General features: G+C 44.4%; 29 protein-coding genes and 2 tRNA genes. 17 read left to right on the top strand and 14 right to left on the bottom strand.

The features are described from left to right. The first annotated feature begins 16 nt into the window (after positions 1-16). From CMM32_04455 to CMM32_04400, 12 genes are all read left to right on the top strand, one after another. Entirely contained in the window at positions 17-409 is a 393-nt protein-coding gene (locus CMM32_04455) for a hypothetical protein (protein MBT06151.1), read from the top strand. 39 nt (positions 410-448) lie between these two features. Next, a complete protein-coding gene (locus CMM32_04450) occupies positions 449-916 on the top strand; it encodes a hypothetical protein (protein ID MBT06150.1) in 468 nt (155 codons plus the stop codon). Between the two features lie 55 nt (positions 917-971). Further along, on the top strand, positions 972-1,337 hold the full coding sequence (locus CMM32_04445) for a LysR family transcriptional regulator (protein ID MBT06149.1): 366 nt from the start codon (positions 972-974) through the stop codon (positions 1,335-1,337). A 153-nt stretch (positions 1,338-1,490) separates the two neighbouring features. Beyond that, positions 1,491-2,261 (top strand): molybdate ABC transporter substrate-binding protein, encoded by a 771-nt coding sequence (modA, locus tag CMM32_04440; GenBank protein MBT06148.1) that lies wholly within the window; start codon positions 1,491-1,493, stop codon positions 2,259-2,261. Between the two features lie 6 nt (positions 2,262-2,267). Then, the gene (modB, locus tag CMM32_04435) at positions 2,268-2,963 is read left to right on the top strand and encodes a molybdate ABC transporter permease subunit (protein MBT06147.1); all 696 of its coding nucleotides are present in this window, start codon (positions 2,268-2,270) and stop codon (positions 2,961-2,963) included. After that, positions 2,964-4,049 (top strand): molybdenum ABC transporter ATP-binding protein, encoded by a 1,086-nt coding sequence (modC, locus tag CMM32_04430; protein MBT06146.1) that lies wholly within the window; start codon positions 2,964-2,966, stop codon positions 4,047-4,049. It abuts the gene before it with no gap. Positions 4,050-4,120: 71 nt separating this feature from the next. After that, complete coding sequence (locus tag CMM32_04425; protein MBT06145.1) at positions 4,121-5,812, top strand: thiamine pyrophosphate-binding protein; 1,692 nt, start codon at positions 4,121-4,123, stop codon at positions 5,810-5,812. A gap of 51 nt (positions 5,813-5,863) precedes the next feature. Beyond that, positions 5,864-6,610: an oxidoreductase gene (locus tag CMM32_04420; GenBank protein ID MBT06144.1), complete on the top strand. Its 747-nt coding sequence runs from the start codon at positions 5,864-5,866 to the stop codon at positions 6,608-6,610. Positions 6,611-6,643: 33 nt separating this feature from the next. After that, positions 6,644-7,738, top strand: a complete 1,095-nt coding sequence (locus CMM32_04415) for a hypothetical protein (protein ID MBT06143.1) — start codon at positions 6,644-6,646, stop codon at positions 7,736-7,738. 325 nt (positions 7,739-8,063) lie between these two features. Next, positions 8,064-8,810 (top strand): hypothetical protein, encoded by a 747-nt coding sequence (locus CMM32_04410; protein MBT06142.1) that lies wholly within the window; start codon positions 8,064-8,066, stop codon positions 8,808-8,810. A 113-nt stretch (positions 8,811-8,923) separates the two neighbouring features. Beyond that, on the top strand, positions 8,924-9,811 hold the full coding sequence (locus CMM32_04405; GenBank protein MBT06141.1) for a hypothetical protein: 888 nt from the start codon (positions 8,924-8,926) through the stop codon (positions 9,809-9,811). A gap of 4 nt (positions 9,812-9,815) precedes the next feature. Continuing rightward, complete coding sequence (locus CMM32_04400; GenBank protein ID MBT06140.1) at positions 9,816-10,217, top strand: hypothetical protein; 402 nt, start codon at positions 9,816-9,818, stop codon at positions 10,215-10,217. Between the two features lie 22 nt (positions 10,218-10,239). Here CMM32_04400 and CMM32_04395 read toward each other — a convergent pair whose 3' ends face one another. The 8 genes from CMM32_04395 to CMM32_04360 all read right to left on the bottom strand — a co-directional run bounded on the left by CMM32_04395 (position 10,240) and on the right by CMM32_04360 (position 13,919). Next, positions 10,240-10,533 (bottom strand): hypothetical protein, encoded by a 294-nt coding sequence (locus tag CMM32_04395; GenBank protein ID MBT06139.1) that lies wholly within the window; start codon positions 10,531-10,533, stop codon positions 10,240-10,242. 309 nt (positions 10,534-10,842) lie between these two features. After that, on the bottom strand, positions 10,843-11,280 hold the full coding sequence (locus tag CMM32_04390) for a hypothetical protein (GenBank protein MBT06138.1): 438 nt from the start codon (positions 11,278-11,280) through the stop codon (positions 10,843-10,845). 138 nt (positions 11,281-11,418) lie between these two features. After that, positions 11,419-11,967 (bottom strand): hypothetical protein, encoded by a 549-nt coding sequence (locus CMM32_04385; protein ID MBT06137.1) that lies wholly within the window; start codon positions 11,965-11,967, stop codon positions 11,419-11,421. Between the two features lie 33 nt (positions 11,968-12,000). After that, positions 12,001-12,189 (bottom strand): hypothetical protein, encoded by a 189-nt coding sequence (locus CMM32_04380; GenBank protein MBT06136.1) that lies wholly within the window; start codon positions 12,187-12,189, stop codon positions 12,001-12,003. Between the two features lie 60 nt (positions 12,190-12,249). Next, positions 12,250-12,326 (bottom strand) — tRNA-Arg (locus tag CMM32_04375). Positions 12,327-12,343: 17 nt separating this feature from the next. Then, entirely contained in the window at positions 12,344-12,832 is a 489-nt protein-coding gene (locus tag CMM32_04370) for a hypothetical protein (GenBank protein ID MBT06135.1), read from the bottom strand. Between the two features lie 90 nt (positions 12,833-12,922). Continuing rightward, complete coding sequence (locus CMM32_04365; GenBank protein ID MBT06134.1) at positions 12,923-13,660, bottom strand: hypothetical protein; 738 nt, start codon at positions 13,658-13,660, stop codon at positions 12,923-12,925. A 37-nt stretch (positions 13,661-13,697) separates the two neighbouring features. Then, positions 13,698-13,919 (bottom strand): hypothetical protein, encoded by a 222-nt coding sequence (locus CMM32_04360; GenBank protein ID MBT06133.1) that lies wholly within the window; start codon positions 13,917-13,919, stop codon positions 13,698-13,700. A 331-nt stretch (positions 13,920-14,250) separates the two neighbouring features. Here CMM32_04360 and CMM32_04355 point away from each other — a divergent pair, with 331 nt between their 5' ends. Then, entirely contained in the window at positions 14,251-14,856 is a 606-nt protein-coding gene (locus CMM32_04355) for an alkylhydroperoxidase (protein ID MBT06132.1), read from the top strand. A 12-nt stretch (positions 14,857-14,868) separates the two neighbouring features. Here the strand turns inward: CMM32_04355 and CMM32_04350 are convergent, their stop codons facing one another. Next, positions 14,869-15,165 carry an ETC complex I subunit gene (locus CMM32_04350; protein ID MBT06131.1) on the bottom strand — a complete coding sequence of 99 codons (297 nt, stop codon included), beginning with the start codon at positions 15,163-15,165 and terminating at the stop codon, positions 14,869-14,871. 168 nt (positions 15,166-15,333) lie between these two features. Between CMM32_04350 and CMM32_04345 the strand changes: the two genes are divergently transcribed. Together CMM32_04345 and CMM32_04340 are read left to right on the top strand one after the other, a co-directional pair. Then, positions 15,334-15,813, top strand: coding sequence for a 2-amino-thiazoline-4-carboxylic acid hydrolase (locus CMM32_04345; protein MBT06130.1), 480 nt, complete (start codon positions 15,334-15,336; stop codon positions 15,811-15,813). A 113-nt stretch (positions 15,814-15,926) separates the two neighbouring features. Then, a complete protein-coding gene (locus CMM32_04340; protein ID MBT06129.1) occupies positions 15,927-16,268 on the top strand; it encodes a hypothetical protein in 342 nt (113 codons plus the stop codon). 91 nt (positions 16,269-16,359) lie between these two features. Here the strand turns inward: CMM32_04340 and CMM32_04335 are convergent, their stop codons facing one another. Continuing rightward, positions 16,360-16,653 (bottom strand): hypothetical protein, encoded by a 294-nt coding sequence (locus tag CMM32_04335; GenBank protein MBT06128.1) that lies wholly within the window; start codon positions 16,651-16,653, stop codon positions 16,360-16,362. A gap of 75 nt (positions 16,654-16,728) precedes the next feature. Further along, complete coding sequence (locus tag CMM32_04330; GenBank protein MBT06127.1) at positions 16,729-17,220, bottom strand: hypothetical protein; 492 nt, start codon at positions 17,218-17,220, stop codon at positions 16,729-16,731. Positions 17,221-17,468: 248 nt separating this feature from the next. On the opposite strand from CMM32_04330, the gene CMM32_04325 reads away from it, so the two are divergent. After that, entirely contained in the window at positions 17,469-18,290 is an 822-nt protein-coding gene (locus tag CMM32_04325; protein MBT06126.1) for a hypothetical protein, read from the top strand. Positions 18,291-18,352: 62 nt separating this feature from the next. Next, complete coding sequence (locus CMM32_04320; protein ID MBT06125.1) at positions 18,353-18,658, top strand: hypothetical protein; 306 nt, start codon at positions 18,353-18,355, stop codon at positions 18,656-18,658. Positions 18,659-18,892: 234 nt separating this feature from the next. On the opposite strand, the gene CMM32_04315 is transcribed toward CMM32_04320, so the two are convergent. The 3 genes from CMM32_04315 to CMM32_04305 form a co-directional block, all read right to left on the bottom strand. Beyond that, positions 18,893-19,264 (bottom strand): hypothetical protein, encoded by a 372-nt coding sequence (locus tag CMM32_04315; protein ID MBT06124.1) that lies wholly within the window; start codon positions 19,262-19,264, stop codon positions 18,893-18,895. A 334-nt stretch (positions 19,265-19,598) separates the two neighbouring features. Then, on the bottom strand, positions 19,599-20,075 hold the full coding sequence (locus CMM32_04310) for a hypothetical protein (protein MBT06123.1): 477 nt from the start codon (positions 20,073-20,075) through the stop codon (positions 19,599-19,601). A gap of 512 nt (positions 20,076-20,587) precedes the next feature. After that, a tRNA-Pro gene (locus tag CMM32_04305) sits at positions 20,588-20,664 on the bottom strand. Positions 20,665-21,523: the final 859 nt, after the last annotated feature.

The raw sequence follows: 21,523 nt of genomic DNA, 5'->3' as shown, positions 1-21,523 counted from the left end.
GCGCCTGGACCGACATATGTCAACTGGCCTGGAACTGGCAATGTGGCTTGAAAGGCAACCTATTGTAAAAAAAGTGCTCCACCCAGGTCTGCCATCTAATTTTGGCCACTCAATATGGCAGAGGGATTTTCGAGGATCTAGCGGACTATTTGGAGTTGTTCTGCAACCGACTAATAAACACGCAATTGCTGCAATGTTAGATCACATGGAACTCTTTAAGATGGGCTATAGCTGGGGCGGATACGAGAGNCTCATCATTCCAACAAACCCTTCTGGCCAACGAACCGCTACTAATTGGGACCCCTCCCACCCTACTCTCCGCATTCATGCGGGCCTTGAGGACCCAGAGGACCTGCAAAAAGATCTAGAAGACGGGCTGCGCAGGCTAGAAAGTGCTTCTGGATATTAGGTCAATCTACCAAGCAAAGAATAGTGCGAGACTAAAGACATGGCTAAATATGGTACAAAATTGTTTTTCTTGTATACATTTTTATACAGCTTTAGCGTCACCGACGCACTCTCCGAAGTAAGTTTCTCACAATCTGAAATATTAGTAATCTCGGATTCAGGTACCCACAAATTTACGGTAGATGTAGCCGCCACTGAAGCTCAACGACAAGTTGGGCTAATGTTTCGCCAGCACCTAGCCCCTAATCAAGGCATGCTCTTTGACTTTGGAGCAGAAAAATTAATCTCTATGTGGATGAAGAATACATTGATCTCACTGGATATGTTGTTCGTCGATAAGACTGGTAAAATTCTCCAAATAGAGCATGCAACCGTGCCAATGTCTGTTGACCCTATCCCTGGCAATAAGCCAGCATTAAGCGTAATTGAGCTCAATGCTGGCATCGCCAAAGAATTGGGCATTTTCGTGGGAGACCACGTAGTGCATGATATATTCTTTCAAGAATGATAACTATGTCCTAACAACTTAGGTATACTGTCACCGAGATTCTGAGGAAACTGTGATGACGGATGACAAACAATTACGGCTCCGAATTCTTTTTGGACAAGAAATTGCTATGGGACCTGGCAAGCTCAATTTACTCAAAGCCATCTCCACTAATGGGTCGATATCTGGTGCAGCCCGACAAATGAACATGTCGTATCGCCGCGCTTGGCTNCTGGTAGACACAATGAATCGATGCTTTCGCAGCCCTGTTGTTGCGGCTTCCCCNGGAGGAAAGGGTGGAGGGGGCGCGACAATAACAGAATTTGGCCAAACAGTAATAGATAGCTATGAAGTCATGGAGCAGAAGGCAATTGCAGCGACGCTACAGGATATCGAGAAATTTAGTTTTTTGATGTCAGACAATAACCTACCCAGCAATTAAAGTCCCCGTCTTGACAAACAGCGCTATATACGGTCATATATAGCTGATCTTAAGGACCCGTTCGAATGCAGAGCAAAAGGATCGCTCTTCTGGAAGTGTATAAGCAGATACTTGAGCTATGAAGCGCATACTTACATTGCGAGGTTGATCTAAGTGCGCGCGTTCCTTTTTGCTCTTATTACCTTCACGGCTTGGCCTTTTGCGTCTTCCAAACAGATAAGTGCCGAGGAAATAATTGTTTNGGCGGCAGCCAGCCTCTCTTCAGCACTAGAAGAAATAATAGAAGCGAGAGACAAGCTCGGTACTAACCATAGAGCTATTCGCGTGTCTTATGGAGGGACAGGGGGGCTAAGCCGTCAAATCGAAAATGGCCTTCCTGCTCATATCTTTATTTCAGCCAGCCGGCCCTGGACCAACCGATTGATAAACAAAAAATTTCTGGACTCCAATTTGACTAAAGACATACTTACCAACCAACTAGCGCTAATTGCCAATAAGNAGCATCTCAGTCAGCTAGAAATTCATCCTGGNTTCCCGATTGCAGAAGCCCTAGGCGAGGGACGACTGGCAATAGGAGACAGCCACTCGGTGCCTGCTGGAATTTATGCCAAACAAGCCTTCGAGGCACTGGGATGTTGGAACGATATAAAGCACAAATTAGCTCCCACCAAGGACGTTCGCGCGGCACTGAGGCTTGTCGAATTACGAGAGGCAGAACTAGGCGTCGTCTACAAGACCGACGCCGCGGCAAGCGACGATGTNTATATAGTAGATATTTTTAGCCCGGATTTGCACAATCCAATATATTACACGGTAGCTATGATAGCCCATCCCGACGCAGCAATCGCCCGTACTTTTTTTGACCATCTAATAGGGGAGGCCGCACTCCAGACCTTTGAAAAGTATGGTTTTGAACGTCCGTGAACCCCAATGCTTGAACTAACTCAACAAGAATGGTCCGCNATAACTTTAAGTTTGAAGGTAGCATTCTGCAGCGTATGGATTAGCTTTCCTCTTGCCCTTTTCTGTTCGTGGTTACTAGCGCGACGCCAATTTATAGGNAAATCTCTTCTAGATGGCATCGTCCANCTCCCATTGGTAGTCCCACCAGTGGTAATCGGCTATCTCCTGTTNTTGCTCCTAGGAAAGGGAGGTGTACTTGGAAGCTGGCTGTACNACTCCTTTGGTTTAACCCTATCTTTCAAATGGNAAGGTGCAGCTATAGCATCAGCTGTAATGGGTTTTCCTTTAATGGTTCGGTCTATCCGGCTGTCCTTAGAAAATGTAGACCAGAGGCTGGAATTAGCCGCCCGAACCCTAAGGGCTGGACCAACCAGAGTTTTCACGACGATCACCTTACCTCTAATTGCNCCAGGCATTGCAACGGGCATAATTCTTGCCTTCGCAAGAAGCCTGGGTGAATTTGGAGCAACCATAACTTTTGTATCTAACATACCAGGGGAGACAAGAACACTACCCCTCGCTCTATACACCTTTACCCAGGCCCCAGACGGAGATCAGATGGCTATAAGAATTACTATTATATCCATTACCTTAGCATTTGTTGCACTCTTTGTATCTGAAGCACTGGCGCGCCGGNCAACCCGGCATACAAGGAATTCTTAAATGCTTGAAGTCAATATCGCAGGGGAAATTGGCACATTACAGATGCGGGCAAATTTTAGCAGCCAGTCTGGACACATAACAGCCCTATTAGGCAGATCTGGTTCTGGGAAAAGCACAATTATTAANATGATTGCTGGCCTGTTAACTCCCCAAACAGGACTTATAAAAATTGATCAAGAAACCTTCTTTGACTCCTCTCATCGGATCAACCTACCCCCAGAAAAACGACGTGTCGGNTACGTTTTTCAAGACAATCGACTCTTCCCGCACATGAGTGTTCAAAGAAATTTATTTTATGGGAAAAAACTAGCAAACAAAAAAAGTCGTCAGCTAGAAGAAAGCGAGATTATTGACCTCCTAGACTTACAAGCACTGTTAGAAAGACGACCATACAACCTGTCTGGCGGTGAACAAAAGCGAGTAGCTCTGGGACGTGCACTTCTCAGTTCACCCTCAATACTTTTAATGGATGAACCCATGGCCGGNCTAGATCTCCAACGTAAACTAGACATTTTGCCATTTATCGAGAAGATTAATCGCCATTTCAATTTACCCATTATTTATGTCAGCCATGATCTTGATGAAGTAATACGCCTTGCAGACGAAGCTGGACTAGTAATCAAAGGTGCAATAAACGGACTTAAGCCAGTGGAGCATTTAACAGACCACGCCCAATTTCACGAAATAGTTAGCAGGGAAAATTTGGTAACCATACTCCAAGGTGAGGCTATTGGCACTCAAGGGAAATCAGGATTAAATGAAGTAAAGACCCCTGCTGGCTTATTTCTTCTCCCGCGCAGTGACCTCCCCAAAGGGACAAAACTTCGCCTCAGATTAAATGCCACGGATATTTCTATAGCTACTGAAAAACCGAAAAATTTAAGTATCCTAAATGTGATACCAGGAAGTATCGCGAGCATTCAGGAGGTTGAGCAAGCAACCGTAAGCATAGCCATACAAACTGCCACCTCTTCTATAATCCATGCGCAAATCACAAAACATGCCTGCGAATCCCTATCCTTAAAAGAAGGAAAATCGATTTTTGCACTAGTAAAAAGCGTTGCCATAGATAGGTTTGACCAATGATCCTGAAAACACTTGAGAGATAACATAAAATATAAATTATTTCGCTAATCTCGGANACTAAGGAAAGCTACATGCAGCAAGTAACTAATGAGCGCACAGGCGGCCAAATACTAATTGATCAACTTTTAATAAACGAAGTGGATTCTATATTTGCCGTGCCAGGCGAAAGCTATCTTGCAGCGCTCGACGCACTATATGGCGCTCGAAACCAGATTAAACTAATCACTTGCAGACAAGAAGGTGGGGCGACCTTTATGGCCGAAGCATTCGGTAAGGTTACCGGAAAACCGGGAGTCTGTTTTGTCACCAGAGGACCCGGGGCATGCAATGCTTCCATTGCCATCCACACGGCTATGCAGGATTCCACCCCATTGGTGCTCTTTGTAGGACAGGTTGCTCGCAATATGTCTGGAAGAGAGGCCTTCCAAGAGATAGACTTCTCAAAAATGTTTGCACCACCAATGACAAAGCTAGCTGTGCAGATAGAAGACCCGTGTCGAATTCCCGAAATTGTACACCATGCTTTCAGAACTGCCCTCTCTGGACGGCCAGGACCAGTTATCGTCGCCCTTCCAGAAGACATGCTAACAGAAAAATGCATTGTAAATGATGGGCTAAAGGCCACCGCAGTAAGGCCGCAAACCGGCCCGGCGCAACTGGTAGATGTTCGGAAAGCACTCGAAAAATCATCTCGGCCAATTATGATTCTGGGTGGTGGTGGATGGTCACCAGAAGCCTGCAAAAATATTGAAAAATTTGCTGTGAAAAACAAACTCCCCACTGCTGTCTCCTTTCGGAGACAGGATTTGTTCGACAATCATAATGAGTTTTATATTGGTGACCTTAGTACGGGGGTTGACCCTGCCCTATCTCGGAGAATCAAGAGTGCAGATTTGCTCTTAGTTGTGGGAGCCCGAATGGGAGAAATTACCACCCAGGGCTACTCAGTGATTAATACGCCGGTCCCAGACACCAGTATGATCCATGTGTACCCTGAGGCAATTGAGTTTGGCAAAGTATTTCAGCCAGAGATAGCAGTCCTATCGGGGATGGATTCCTTTTCCTTTGAGGCAAGCGCGATGCCAGGTGTAGAGAAGATCCCATGGAAAGACTGGGCCAAGGATGCCCGAAACGACTACTTGAAAACGTTGGAACCCGACGCCGTAGAAGGGCCATTGGACCCAGCTTTTGTAGTAAATCTTCTCCAACAAAAATTGCCTAGCAACACCATTGTAACAGTCGATGCCGGTAACTTCAGTGGGTGGGCGCACCGCTTTTGGCGGTTTAAGCACCCCCAAACGGAGTTAGGACCAACTGCCGGTGCCATGGGATACAGCGTTCCAGCGGGCGTGGCAGCACAAATCGCACGCCCCAGCCAACAAGTCGTGAGCTTCGTAGGTGATGGTGGTTTCATGATGACNGGACAAGAACTTGCTACTGCTTTGCAGCATGACTCCAAACCTCTGATTATACTTTTCAACAACCATATGTATGGCACCATAAGAATGCATCAAGAGAAGTATTATCCAGGACGGGTAATTGGTACCGGACTCTCGAACCCTGACTTTAAAAGCGTAGCATTAGCCTATGGCGCTCATGGCGAGCGGGTTACTAAGAATGAGGAATTTGAGCCAGCTCTAACGCGGGCGTTAGGTTCAAACAAGGCCTCCCTGATAGAACTAATTACAGACCCCGAGCNGATAACTACCAAAACAACCATCACCAAACTCCGCGCGGCAGCCCAATCCCAGTCTTCAAGCTAGCCGTAGGTTATATCAACATGACACACCGAGCAGCTAGGAAGGAACCATTCCATGCCTCTAAGCGACTTTAAGAGTGCTTTAGTAACTGGCGCATCTAGCGGCATAGGCCGCGCCGTAGTTAAGGAACTTAGCAATGCTAATATTAAGACTTACGCCCTAGCACGACGCCATGACTTGCTAAAAAATCTCCAAGACGAGACTGGCTGCATCCCTATTGCACTAGATCTTCGAGATAGATCCGAAATTGATGCCAAACTAACCGGATTGAAAGTAGATATCCTAGTTAATAATGCTGGCCACGGTCGNAGCGAAGGGCCCCTGCATTCAGCTGATACAGCAGCAATATATGACATGATCCAAACCAATGTCTCGGCATCGCTCCACCTTGTACGCACCATTGCTCCAAACATGGTATCGCAAAAATTGGGACACATTGTTATGATTGGTTCGATTTCAGGACTGCATCCAATAAAACAATCTGTTTACGGCGCAACCAAAGGTGCGATTCATATGCTTTGCCAAAACCTACGTATCGAGCTACTCGGAACCGGCATACGGGTCACTGAAATTTGTCCAGGCCGAGTTAACACGAATTTCTTTAAGACTGCGTTTGGGGATAAAATAAGCAAGGAGTTGCTTGCTCGTTTCGAGACACTTGAGCCTGAAGACATCAGCAATACAATTATACATGCCCTAGATGCGCCCAAGCGAGTCAATATTACAACCGTAGAACTCACAGGTACAGCGCAAGCTGTGGGCGGTCTACAAACCGGCGATGCAGAGAATGCGTATATTTAGCTACGGTCTGAAAAGAAATTAAGGAATAAGTCCATGAAAATTATTAACATTGAAGCTATACCCATTCCTATTCCTTTTACACAGGGTGGAAATTCAACCAATTTCATAGCTGGAGATGGGCACGAACTTGGACACCTCCTCATTAAAGTGGACACAGATGAGGGCATTACTGGATATGGGGAGGCCTTCGGCTTCAACGCTATTCATACCACAAAAACTGCTATCGACACCTTGATCGGACCGCTAGCTATTGGACGTGACCCACTAAAAATTGAAACACTCATGAAGGAACTAGCCGTTAAAAATCATATCTTGGGCCGGTATGGAGTAACTATGTTTGCTCTCAGCGGATTGGATATCGCGCTCTGGGACATTGCTGGGAAAACGGCAGGGGTCCCCCTATATCAATTACTCGGAGGACTGGGACGCCACGAAGTGCCTGCATATGCAAGTCTNCTAAAGTACGATGATCCAGATGTGTGTGCCCGGCTCACCGCGGAAGCATTAAATCAGGGATATGAATTGATTAAATTGCACGAAAATACTGTAGNGCCCGTTGTAGCTGCCCGTGCTGCAGCAGGGAAAGAGGTTCCAATCACACTTGACGTTAACTGCAGTTGGTCGCCACACGAAGCGANTGAAATGGCCAAAAAACTCGCCTCCTGCAACTTGCACTGGCTAGAGGAACCGATTTGGCCGCCAGAAAATTTTGAGGCACTGTGCGAACTCCGTCACTTGCATGGTATACCCATCGCAGCCGGTGAAAATTCCTGTACGGCGTGGCAATTTTCGCAGATGTTTAAGGTTGGGGCGGTGGACTATGCTCAACCTAGTGTTACAAAAGTTGGAGGCATAACAGAAATGAAGAAAATTTCTACTCTGGCTGAATTACAAAACATCAATTTACAGCCACACTCCCCATATTTTGGTCCAGGTTTCTTGGCAACTCTACATATATTAGCGGCGTCTCATGGCACCCAGCCCATAGAAAGATTTTATGTAACTCTTGACGCAGACATGTACGACAACGCACTACAACCCACCCAGGGAATGGTACGAGTCCCAGATGACCCAGGCCTGGGCCTGGATCCTAATCCCGCCTTTATAAAGAAATATAGGATTGATTAGACACCAGCATCGATTCCACTGGGAACTTTATGCGTTAATCGCTGTAGTTAACAGAAATCCGGCGACAATCATGAAACCAATCGTTGCTAATGTCACCCATACCAGGCCGTAATCAGTAGTATTTTGTTCCTCAGACATGCTAACTCCTTCTCCCACTCAGTCTCGGATTCTAACCTACCTCAATATCAATCTATAGCGGTAAATGCCACAAAGAAAATGATATAGTTCTGCTAACAAATACCATTTCCTATAGTCAAGGTTTTCATCTTATCAATGATTAGAATAAATTTATAGCTGAAAAGTACAATAGAAGGCACAGAAAAAAATGGTAGATTTACGCAAAAACCAAGTGAAACAGAAACTAAATTCTGGGGAAAGTGCTGTTGTTTTGATGGGGCTTGATAGCTCCGATGCCATAGAAAAATGCGGACCGGGAAATCATGACGGCGTCTGGTTGGAAGGCGAACACGGAGGAGTTGACTTTAGCGAACTCGGTGAACTTACAAGAGCCTGCGATATCTGGGGAAAAACATCGATCACCAGGGTCCATCAAAATCAAGCAGGATTGATATATCGGACCCTTGATCGCGGTTCGCAAGGCATCTGTGTTCCTCATGTTAATACAGAAAAAGAGGCACGAGATGTAATAAAAGCAGGAAAATTCCCCCCTATTGGGGAACGCGGGATGTATCCAGGAAGGCAATCCTATGGTGTTGAAGATTATTATGTCAAAGCCAACGACGAAACACTTCTGATCGTGCTAGTTGAAGACATCATCGCCATCAACAATCTCTCCCAAATACTCTCGGTTGACCACATAGACGTCTTTTGCGTCGCACCAAGCGATTTGGCGGCCTCGATGGGCCACATAGGGGTTGCCGACCACCCAAATGTACAAAGCACAATAGATGATGCTTTAACCCAAATTGTTCGCTCGGGAAAAACTGCAGGAACCCTAGTCACAGAAGCAAATATACAGCACTTTCATGACCTAGGGGTTCGCTTCTTTATTACCCATATCCAAAGCTGGATTACGGACGGTATTACGAGAATCACTGCCAAAGTCCGATGAAGTGGATAGACTTTCAATCCCCCATTGTACAAGATAGACCCTCCTGAAGACTCAGGCTAACTAAATTTTGAGGCAGCATCCCCGTAGCACTTTAGACAATAGGAGGATAGACTATGGCTCGCAGGATTAACCGGGCGATAGAAAAGCTGAGCCTACAGCAACCTATTTACTATACGGGGGACCATATCAGCCACCACCTCAGCTACGAGGCTGGCATGAAAGATAGCAACACATGGGCAGATTATATTAATATTGGCATGGAACACGGGGTCTTAGACGGGAACGGCCTAGATTCCTATATGAGGGGCCTCAAAGACGGCGGCCCCACTGGAAGTGGGCATACCACTCCAACTGTAATTGCTGAGTTGCCTGTAACCGGCAGCAGTCGCGCCAACATTATGGCCAATGCCTGGCAGATCACACAACTTTTGGCGCGGGGCATACATGGGCTAATTTTGTGCCATGCTGAAAATGCCGAATCCGTACAGGCATTTGTAGAATGCGCCAGATACCCAATCCATACATCCCGCGTGGGGAACGTCCTATTAAAAGGCCGAAGAGGTTCAGCCGGACAGTACTCAGCAGCCCCAATATGGGGGCTTTCTCCCACCGATTATGTAAAAGTGGCTGATCCTTGGCCCCTAAATCCTAATGGGGAACTTCTATTGGGCGTCAAAATTGAGAACCAAACTGCCCTAGCAAATGTTGAATCTACCTTAGCTNTTCCAGGGATTTCCTTTGCAGAATGGGGACCAGGGGATATGAGCATGTCTTTTGGCTATACCGACATNCCAGATCCACTGCCGGCCGCGCTTCTGACAGCTAGACAACGTGTTTTCGATGCTTGCCGCGCCAACAATATCCACTTTCTTGAGCATGCATCTCCCGATACAGTAGTGGATAAAATCGACGACGGTATAACTATCATTTCTGCAGCCGATGAAGAAGGAGAGAGGACTGCATCAATAGGCAGAGCACATTTCAAAGCCAACCAAAATTAATAATATGGGACAAGAAACAACAAAAACTCAACTCCTTTTGAGCCTGATTTTCCCATACTCCGCAATGCCGTTAGTAATTATATTACTTACAACTACTGCACACACTAACGAAATTGACCTCGCTATATATGTTTCAGATTATGCCGGATCTGAAGGCCAATATGTATACATAACTAATAATGCAGCACATGCTGATGAAAAATGGTACATCGCACCAACATGTCCTCGAAAACCCGATGTGGCGGTTTATATATCTCATATGCCCGTAGCAATGGAGCAATACATTTTCATTTCTAAGCAAATTTCCGCTGCGGATAAATTGGTCTGCATAACCAATCTAACCGACCTGAATAATGAGACGCTCCGAATTCTCAAAATAATTGACGCAGCGCAATACAAAAAATGATGATCAGATACAACACATTGATTTATTTATAAAACTTCCACCATTTTACTTCACTACATGGAGCCATACCCATTTCCGAATGGGCCGCCTTAGGAAGCCCTTCAATTTTAACAATACATTTGTAATTAGTTATTTTATTAGTACGAATTAAGTACCTTGAATGTGTAATATGCTGAGGGTGTCTAATTTCCGATGTTAAACGAGACTCCAGTTTATTGACCTCGCTGTACTCCACATGAAGTTGCACAGTGATCACCATCAATATTAGAAGTAAAAGACCCAAAAAGACTAGCATAAAAATTTTTGGAACCACCATGCGTCTCACACCTCATCGAATTGACACACTAAACCTCAAGATAGTGCATCACAAACAAGTGATGATGTCTACCGCTTCACCATAATCGTTCCCATATTATTCTCATAGAAAGTCACCCCAAATATTATGGATCGAAAATTATTCAATACTTTTTGTAGTTCTCTCCCAAAAGCTACTTATGTTAGTCAATGGAGAGGTTCTTAAATATGGAAGATTGGTTACAAGATTTTCGCTATAGAAAATTGGCGCCGAGAAAAACTGGGTGGAATAACTATCAAAACCTCTCCATGCCCTCCTACATCTTAATGGCTACGGCGCAAAAAAGTTTATGGCTCCACTTCCCTCCACAAAAAAATTATAGTCGGGATCCGTCTGAGCGCTTTCGTGGGCAGAAACCTTGAGGGGCACTTCCGCCACATACCACTTTTTTGGATTATCTTTCATCTCCAGCGCCTTTCCCTCGAGCGCATCTATTTCTTCCCGCGCGCCCTTGATTTTTCTTCTAAAAAAGGCCCATCGTCTTATTGAAGAGTCCCGCGAATCAAATACAAACCTGTGAAATTTTACATCTGAAAATCGAGGGGGGCTTACCGAATGGTCTTGTGGACGGCATATATTAGGCACAAATTTCTCCGAAGTAAGCCAGACAACATTTGGGATGACGGAATCTATTTCTTCTGCTCTTAAAAATCCGTCCTCCATAATTTTCTCTAAATATATTTCTTGGGTATAGTGATATAGCTTCATTTCACCAATTCCATCACAGTTCGGTCGGCATCGAACTTAGGTGCTCAACCGCAATCTCCCACTGCACTTTCTTCCCAGCCAAGATTCTTGGGATCACGATTACTTAGAACCAGTGGGATCACTAAAATTGTAATAATCTTAATACCTATACTCAAATTCGAACAACCATTTTAGCGAATGCTTGGGGGTCGGACTAGTGTAGCCAAACAACCAAGAAAACTCGTATTTTAGCGAGATATCCTCTACGATCTCCATAAATCCGAATACTCCAGGCCCCACCTTTTGTTGTTCCTGGCCCAGTGAAAAATCTCCTAGAACACCAAATCGCCCAAATAGTTCCACACCAGGTTGAATGCTGGGAGTTAGGCGATAACGGACTTGACCAGCATATCCCATTTCAACATCGCCCGAATTGGAGTTACCAAATTCTTTCTCGAACAAGAGATTTCCCGTCATACGCCAGGGACCCGCACGCTTATACAGCAACAAACCCGATTCTATTTCATATGGATCGACCCCGTTGTCTGGTACAGAGATTCCCAATAAGAGTCCAACATCAACCAAGTTAGGAGCCTCATTGAAGGTTTTAGTCTCTGTCAATTCGATTCGGGAACCTAGTTCATACCCGCTCAAATCCAGGTTTTGGCCAGGCTTCCCAACGTATATTGCTTCAAGCTCAAGGAACAACCAATCTGTAAACCCTACGCCAAATCCCCTTTTCTACTTTTGCTCCCCATCTTTGTTCCCGTCAGAATCAAACGCGTGAAACCCCCTTCCACCCGCTTCCACCTCCTGGTTCACTATGGGCCACCAAGCCCTAAACGGCGGTGCTTCCGCCGCACGACCTTCTTCGCTCAAAAGCAGGGCCCCGCCTATCAGCCCAACTATCAAGTGAGAAACTTTTAACATTCTTGACATAATGGCAGCTATCTTATTCTCCAACCATCATCAATATATCCACCCAAACAGTGGCGCGCCCTCCAGGATTCGAACCTGGGACCCCCAGATTAGAAGTCTGGTGCTCTATCCAGCTGAGCTAAGGGCGCTCTTTCAACAAGACTTCTCATTTCCCATCAAACTCGTCAATTTTTTTCTGAAGAATTACCTCAATACTCTCGAGGTCCATGAGAACACAATTGTGTTCGCGACTATGGTAGGAAGGGCGCAACTTACTAAGCCGTAGGGTTTCTCGGTCCAAAATATAGGGGTACCATCTGACCTGTTCATCGCTCTCAAAATACTGACCATGCGAAAATTTCTCGATATATGCCGGGATCCCCTTGGTTGCCGACAAGCGATATACCTCGCCGCCTTCAAAAACAAAATACTTGGGGATCGAGTCTCTCTCGTATTTTATTTCACTGACCACACACTCTATCCCCACCCCCTCCAGCCCATCTTTCCCCACCTGTGGTAAGGGAGAGCTGGCTACTGATATAGAAAGAGTAGAATACAATAGTAAGACTATTATCGGATACAATTTCGCCTGAAGACATTCATCGCTGATAAATTTCCCTAACATCACAACCCTTTGTCCCGTTCTCACACCCATTACGTTTAGAAAGAAGTTCTATGAAGTTTATTCTCTTAGGGACTACTAACAGATCTAATTACAAACAGATTTTATGAATTTTCTTACGCATTACTCGAGAGAATTAACAAATTTTTCTCTTTGGTCAAAACGCATTACAACTACACCTCTCCGATCATCCCGTTGGAAAGAATACACAATTCCATAGTAGTACCCTTGGTGTCGCACACCATTATATACCCCATCCACTGTGAACCATGCCTTGCACGTGCCAGACAAGTCATCCCATCGAACCGGGTTAGGGATCTCCTCAGTAGCAAATGAATCTGGATCACTTCTCACCATTTCATTAATGTTCCGAGGTCCAAATAAATCTATCTCAGCCCCACGGGTTATGGCCGCTCGGTCTATTTCTTTTGCTGTTTGGCAAGCCAGTTGAAATTGCTCATTTGCTGCGGATTCCGCGTGGACCTCGCCTAAGGCGGGCGCCAGAATTATAGGTGGGAGGCTCTGAACTCGATACTCCAAAGCTTCCATTTCTTCCAAAAGGCCTTTCTTCTTAATACGCTCCTTCTCGTTCATCTCAGCTTTAATTTCTCGCCCTCTTCGTTCTCTTGCCTGATACGATTCTAAATAGGCAAGATATTCCGCCCTGGAACTAAGGCCCAACCTATGCGTGATCATCATTTCCTCAACGGATGCAAAGCCGCCTTCAATGGCCGCCCGCCGTTCTCCGAATGAGCCTGAAAAAAAGTAGCCAGCCCCGACGAGGGCCGCGACAAATAACAATACTGCCCAATATAGCTTTAGTTTCACCACTGTGTTCCCACTACTTCGAACTATCTCCATCAAAATGGAATCCAACTAATAAACAATCCGATGAAAACTATTGGGCCGTATACAAAAGAGCATTTTTCTTCAGCTTCCACACTTCATCAGAAAGGGAAACCGCGCTCATGACCGATGATGTCGCCAAACAATCAAGCCAAGGTCCAACAGATGCAAAAAGCTTGTTACAATGCTTGGTTTTTTGATGCTTCTCAAACACAACCTTATCCTGATACACTTGCTTAAGATGAAAAATATGTGTGTTCTCTGAGTTCTGCAAAATATCAAATCGGAAATACTCTGTTTTATCCTACAGTGACCTCTCAGATTCCTGAAAACTCGCTTCTCTAGATTGTTCTATAAACTGATCCTTTTTCTTAAAAGCAACAAATATCGCGAATAAATTGTACACCACCCTGTAGACCGCAAAAACCTGACATTAGGGACTATCTTAAACAACTGTAGATTAACCCCTAAATTGACCCCTATAATTCCACAGGACTGTTACCTTAATGTCGAATAAGTAGTTCACATATACAAACACAGTGGTGCCAAATCATATCAGTTGGCTGCCAGACTTCAAATTTTGGCTTAAAAGGACCCGCTTTCATATGACTACAAGCAGAAAAATTAGCCGCTACCCGATTCCGGAAATAGCTTCCCTACCTGCGAAGCTACAAAATAAAATAGCGGAAGTCCGCGAGAAAGCAGGATTTATTCCCAACGTCTTTCTTGCCCTAGCTCACCGCCCTAAAGAACTTAGCGCCTTCCTCGACTATCATGAGGCATTGATGGAAGGCGCCTCTGGTCTAACACCGGCAGAAAAAGAAATGGTTGTAGTAGCAACCTCCGGCAGAAATAATTGCCAATATTGTGTCATTGCTCATGGAGCTATTCTCCGTATACGATCAAAGAACCCCCTACTTTCAGATCAATTAGCCATAAACTTCCGGAAAGCTGATATATCAACCAGGCAAATGGCAATGTTGGAGTTTGCGATCAAGGTTTCTGAGAATTCCTCTGAAATTTCAGATAATGATCTCCAACAGTTAGAAGTGCATGGTTTCTCTGAAGAAGACGCCTGGGATATCGCTAGCATAGCTGCTTTCTTCGCGCTATCTAACAGAATGGCCAACTTTGCTGGAATGAGGCCAAATGAGGATTTTTACACCATGGGGAGAGATAGGCATTCAAATGATAAACAACCCGAACAATAACAAATAATGGGGTCAACGACTCTTTCTATACCGGAAGTTATTTGCATAGGACTTTAATTTCCGGCTTCTCACCTCAGGCATAGAAAGACGAAAAGTTAGCCCGTTATTTTTCGCAAATGCAACTGCTTCATTCGCAGTCCCAAACTTTAGCGTTACCTGCTGCAGGGTATCACGTGAGCTCGTCCAACCCATTAAGGGCTCTGTAGATCTTCCAAATACTGGCTCAAACTTCAGAACCCAGGCACGGGTCCTAGCCAAACCGGACTGGGTGGCAGTCTTGCTGGGCCTGTATATGTGGACATCTGCCATGAAAGCTCCTTCGTATTCAATTTATCTCTTCTGGAAGTTTCAGAAAACTGTGTCTCTTTAACTAGCTATCTATCATAATGCTCCAACAGATAACACTGTATTGCCGAAGAAAGCTAATTTTGAGGCTAACCTCGTAGTACTCAGCACCTGGTCTAGAAAGGAAAATATATGGAATCACAACTTCCAATTATAAAGAGACGAGAGATTGAAGCTCGTGTCATAAGGCCAATTTTTGAAGAAATGGTGACACAGTTTGGAAAAGAAGCAGCCCTTTCTATTCTCAAAAACGCCATTAGACGCGATGCTGTAACCCAAGGTGCAACAGCCGCTTCGACCGACCCGAAGGAAAACGACATTGCGGCATTTGTTAAACTCTATGAGTTATGGACTGCCGACGAAGCACTTGAAATGGACGTTTTGAAAATCACAGAAACTAGTTTTGATTTCAATATTACTGATTGCCAATATGCTCGGATGTATAAAAAATTAGACATTCCAGAACTTGGGTCAGTTCTTTCATGTGGCAGGGATAAGCACTTTTGTGGAGGTTTCAACCCACAACTTCAGCTTCAAAGGAGTCAAACTATAATGAAGGGCGCAAAATTTTGTGATTTTCGTTATCGGTTGGAAAAAAATGGCCAGAAATAAATTTATATTAAATATCTCATCACGGAAAATAGAGGCGAGAGCCAATCCCTAAGGAATTAATAATAATAACAGCCAAAATTATCTTCTGGATTAGCCTTTTTCCCGCATCAGCTATGGCAGAGGAGCACCTGGAGGCTACCGACTTAAACGGGTTGGTGTGCAAGCGTGACGATCTGTATTTTTCCAGGCCTTACTATCTTTTGTTCTATGAACAAACCGTTCTTGGACCTTGGGTGACAATAGACACTCCACAACGCTTAGGACGTTTAAGGGAAGCCAGATATCATACATTAGCATCTAGTGTTTTTTGGGGCAGCTACAGCCTAATGCTAGACACCCTGAGACTGGAATTTGGATTAAACAACATCAAAGAAAAGGTATGGCAATGTGAGCCTATGGATTCTGAATACCTGGAACTTGTGCTTCTCCGGAGGCAGAAAAAAATCTCCAAATAACCCCAAAATAAGGAGGCCAAGCGAATCTCTATAACTATTTGGACATCAGGGATTCCATTGCTCTATGCGCATAGAGTAACAGCAATCAGACCTAGTCCACACCTTCAAATAATCTGATATCTCTGTCGGCACCCCCGTCCAATGCACGCAATGCGTCTTGATAGCCTTCACTGTCATAAGCCGCAACTGCAGCCTCATAGCTCTCGAATTCGATTAAAACAGTCCGGCCAGCAATGCCATTTTCCCTAGCTTCCACCCTACCAGCTTTAGCAAGAAATTTTCCGCCAGCTGACTCCAACGCAGCTCCTGCAAGTTTTAAGTAAGCTGCTCGCTTCTCTGGATCAGCTTCGGACCTATGGGCACTAATCATATAACCTTTGGCCAATGAACCCTCCTAATATTCAAAAAATCGTTTGAAACTATACTTGCCCTCTACATAGCAATATTTAATAACTAAGGTCTATTCCGATATAACATACTCTCCATATCGAAATTCTGAAACAAAATGGCCAGTCGTACCAATGAATACAAGGTCAAATTTGTTATGTGATTTCAAACCATGATACTTGCCAGTGCCACCAGTATTAAAATATTGGTCACAGGAGCCGTCTACACATGTCCATTTTCCAGATATTTTGTCTCCATCCTGATCGGTCACCGTACAGTAGCCAATACCCCGACTTTGTTCTTTCAAGATTTCTGTGGTGCCACTGCAGACCCAAGCCACATTGTGTAAGAACCCACTTCCAGCGGAATTGATAGAAGTTCCGCTATACTTTCCTACGATAAAGGTATGATCCTCAGAGAGCTTCATTACATCCGATGACACCGTAACAAAACCGATTTGCCCCGAATAGATCCCATGCTTTCCCAACTCAGCAGTCACCTGCCTTGGAAAGGCAAGCAAAGTTAAACCCATGACAACGGCAAACATTCTCTTTCCCAAATTCATATATACCTCCGTCACAAAACAAACAACGACACACACCCACTAACGGCATTTAACAACCTCTTTCAGAATAGATCACGAATCCAGACTGGTTGCCGTCCCCTTCAGTGCACCAAACAGATATTATACTCACACAATACATTAGGCATGACATCAAAAAACCAAAATTTCTCACTCTATCAACAAAAAAGAAAAAGCTATCTATACAGTAGATCTAGATTCAGTTTCGAAATGACAATATAAGAAAGTAGATGGCTAAATTTTGCAAGGAAGACATCTTATATCGCATGGTACGGGACACTGCGCTTATGGCAACAGTGTATCGTCCCCATGCGAATGGCCCCGTACCCTTCGTTATTGACGTACATGGAGGTGCTTGGGCAAGCGGTGACCGCTTCAATAATAAAACTATCCATCACTCCTTTGCTGAAAATGGCATAGGAGTATTTGCGATAGAATTCCGCCTGTCCTCGGAAGCTCAATTCCCTGATCCTGTGCGCGACGTCAACTACGCAGTTAGATGGTTTAAGAAAAACCTTGATAATCTCAATATAGAGACAAAGTTAATAGGAGGCTTGGGCTCTTCGAGTGGAGCGCAACAACTGGGGATTGTCGCAACCCAACCCACTAATCCACTCTATGTTATTCCTGACAAACAACTAGCCAACGTAGATGCCACTTTAGATTTTTTTATTGCGTGCTGGCCAATTCTAGATCCCCACGCTCGCTACAAGATGGCAAAAGAGAAAAAGATAGATCAACTGATTGAAGCCCACCACTTATACTTTGCGAATCCATCTGACATGATAATAGGAAACCCTTATATGACAATAAAAGGGGGTAAAGCTACCCATATGCCTCCCATGGCTATAATACAAGGCGAAGCAGATGCAAATGTGGACCACTTCCGTGCTGACATATTTGCAAAGGCCTATCTCGAAGCAGGTGGCCAGATTGAGGTGCACAAATACGCAGCGCAGCCACACACCTTCGTGGAGAACTCCCCGGAAGACCCTGATGCGAAGGATGCTATAATTAAATTAGAGAATTTTATTTTTTCCTTAAATATTTGAGAGTTAGGAATTATCGTACTCAATTCCGACAAACTCCCACAACGAAGTGGCAGGATATTGTAATGACCCAAGTCCCACTGCTTATTCTCACCATGCTAACTCTTTCTTTCCCTAGCATGTTGAGGACCGAGCAATGGACAATCGTAGGGGAAGAAGCTGAGTCAATAATGAAATATGGTGCCATTTTAGATACCCGATGCAAAAGCATTGATGAAATGCAGTGGAAATTCTGCACTTCATCAGTAGAACTGCAGGAAGGGGCAACACATCTGATAGGCTGGGAAGGCATATGGGAGTGTAGCTTTCACCACAACTATGCTGGCCATCAGGTCAATGTAATGTGTCTTCGACAATACCCAAGAAATTAGTCAGACAACGCTTATAACAGACGACCTACCCGCCAAGAAGTGCTCCCGGTGAAGGAGCTCAAAACGGCAACCCCATTTGTCCCCAAAACAGATGAGTCAAACCTGAGGGAAAGATTGACTAGTATTTAGAAGCAAAAGACACCTCTTGTTAAACGACCCAGCCTTCTTTTTCAACGCAGTCTCAGGGCGAAGGATTTAACTATGAAATTTGGGAAGCAACCCCCTCTCTACCACCTAGTTACCCAAGTCCTGTTCTAAATTTTCAAAAAACGACATGGGGCTTAAGCCCTTTTTTAAGTCCAATTTTGAATTTACAAATTCACAAGAAACATTCATTCCGTTTAGGATTAATGTCAACTCATCTAAATGGTACAAATCTCCATCGTAATGCCATTCTATTCGGTGCTTCCCCACTTCATTATATGAACTCTGTTCCCAATCCCATACTTCCATTCCATAAATACGATATATCCGGACAGTCTTTGGATATTCAAAAAAGAAACCTTGGCTAATATTGGAACAAAGCACCCCTTTCCCATTAAGATTTGCACCCATAGCAGCTGTGGGCAAAAAAATCAGAAAAAATATGGTTAGTGTAGCTCTCATTTCATCCTTTATGGACTCGATTAAGTTAAGTATAGCAGAAGCCTGAGAAAGCCCAGAATAAGGCTATATTACCCTACTTTCCATGCGGCATTATAATTTTATGGGAAAAATACAGCTTGATGGAAATTTAATATGGACCTTTAAGTGAAATCCTTTGTAGTTATGGTTGCAGTGTTATTACTGATTATTGGGTGTGCCATTAAGGATACTGATATACATCCTGTGCTATCAGAGTCAGCGGTAGGATCTTGAAGGACTTATTGTAACTCCCGCAAAGTCATCACCACATTGAGAGAGCGGTTATTTCAAGAAAGATATTAAATTTTTCTTAAAGTTATGCTGCCCAAAAAGAAAAGCCGACACCCAGAGATAATCCAAATATTGAGTGCATCATCAAGGCCAACGCACATTCAACCCGTGGGTTAGGGGCCTTATTTGCCAATATGCCGATACCCAATGCTGGCATGAAAAACAGCCACGGCACAATCACACTTGCTATACCAAATAAAAGCCCATCAATTATGGTTGGTTTTACAAGTTCAAACTGAACCAGCACCGCAAAAACATAAGCGTAGAAAACACCTACCCCATAGTGAACCATCCAGCCGACTAGTGTTTCATGTTTTTCCGTTGGCTGCTCGGAAAGTTGACTTGCTATTAACCGACCACGAGATGCCAGGCCGATGAACCAGCGACCAACGAGTGCCCAATTAGAAGGTGGAATAGATGTGAGCGTCTGCAGGACGCGTTGCCATAGGTCAAAAATAATGCATGAGCAAATACCAATAAGTATTATTTCCAAATGGGGCATTTTGTTGCACACCAATTCATATTCAGACACACAGAGTGGAGCATTTCATTTGGTTACATCAAATATGACATAGAGAATGGTGTCACCAAGAAGCAAGTCTGTGCTAGGTAGTTGCACCATCACCAATGGAAATGCACTAATACAACCAGTCTAAGTGCAAGTGGATCACTGTCAATACACTCAGATCTAATCCAAGCCTATATATTTTCTATGTAATGTGAAGACACCATTGAAGTCACTATGACATTGGGCACAGTCACGATAGTCCCCCGCATGTGTGTTTTTGCTTAAGTATTTCCTGTGCAATACGGAGATTTCGTCAATCTCGCTATGGCATAGGAGACAATCCTTCTCGTCCTTTGCATTTAAGACCACTGGCACATGGACCGACAACAAAAACAGTACAATTAGAACCAGGGTACGGAGCATATCCCTTCATACTCCTCTGTAGCTCCACTTAGTATCACGAAAGTACATGCAACTATGCAGGGCAACGGCCTGGTGAGGGAAAATGGTCGGGGTGGACGGATTCGAACCGCCGACCCTCTGCTCCCAAAGCAGATGCGCTACCAGCCTGCGCTACACCCCGACAAAGATAAATGAGTGTTACCATCAACGTTTTCGTTTGAAAACCTAGAATTGAACCTCCTGATGAATAATACCAAAAATTTATGAATCTGGCGAGATAACTATCCATATTTGCCAGTTCTCCACACAAGTGTCCTGAGATTGTCCTGAACACTTCATTCAGGAGTCCCAATTCTAAACTGAAGTCATGACCCGGAAGTAGCTCCCTACCCCACCACAAAAACACCATCGAGGTTGCATATAGATAATAGGGACTGGCCTATATTGAGCTAAACATTAGGCTCTATCACCGTTGCCTATCGTTCCTAAATATGCCCTCAGAATGCTGTTTAAGACGCCTCAGAGCACCTTACAGAGCCATAACTTTGTATGGGCACCTCCAAAGCACCTTTCTTTTCCCTCGTTATCATAACCATCTGAACTAAATAGATATTTTTTTACACTCCAACCAAGTGCCTCTGTATGGCTATAGGAGACTCACTGGTAGCCCCTTATAATAGACCCACGTTGGATGAATACTTCAGGATCTCTCATCCAAAAAGGTACCAGTTATAGGAAGGATATACAGGGCTAAACCGCCAAAGGAGAAACTGCCAAATTCATTTGTGTGGGCAAGGGATTCAGCTGGTAGCTGTTGAAAGTCCGATGGCAGATACCTGAGACTACGGCAGGGCATGAAGGAGATCAGACTATGACTGATGAAAAAAAGAAAGATACGCACTCCCGTCTGAATGAACGACTAAAGGTTATATCATCCGTGAAGGCGCCCGTAGCATTTATGATGCCAGAAGATATTGGAAAGCTTATCGTTCGGTCATCTGCTATTTCGGATTATCTGCCAATCACCCCAAACTATGCTG

It is taken from the genome of Rhodospirillaceae bacterium (assembly GCA_002728255.1).
In the GTDB taxonomy this organism is placed as follows: Bacteria; Pseudomonadota; Alphaproteobacteria; order UBA7887; family UBA7887.
Note: the sequence above shows the minus strand (reverse complement) of the source record. Positions and strands in the feature narration are given on the sequence as shown.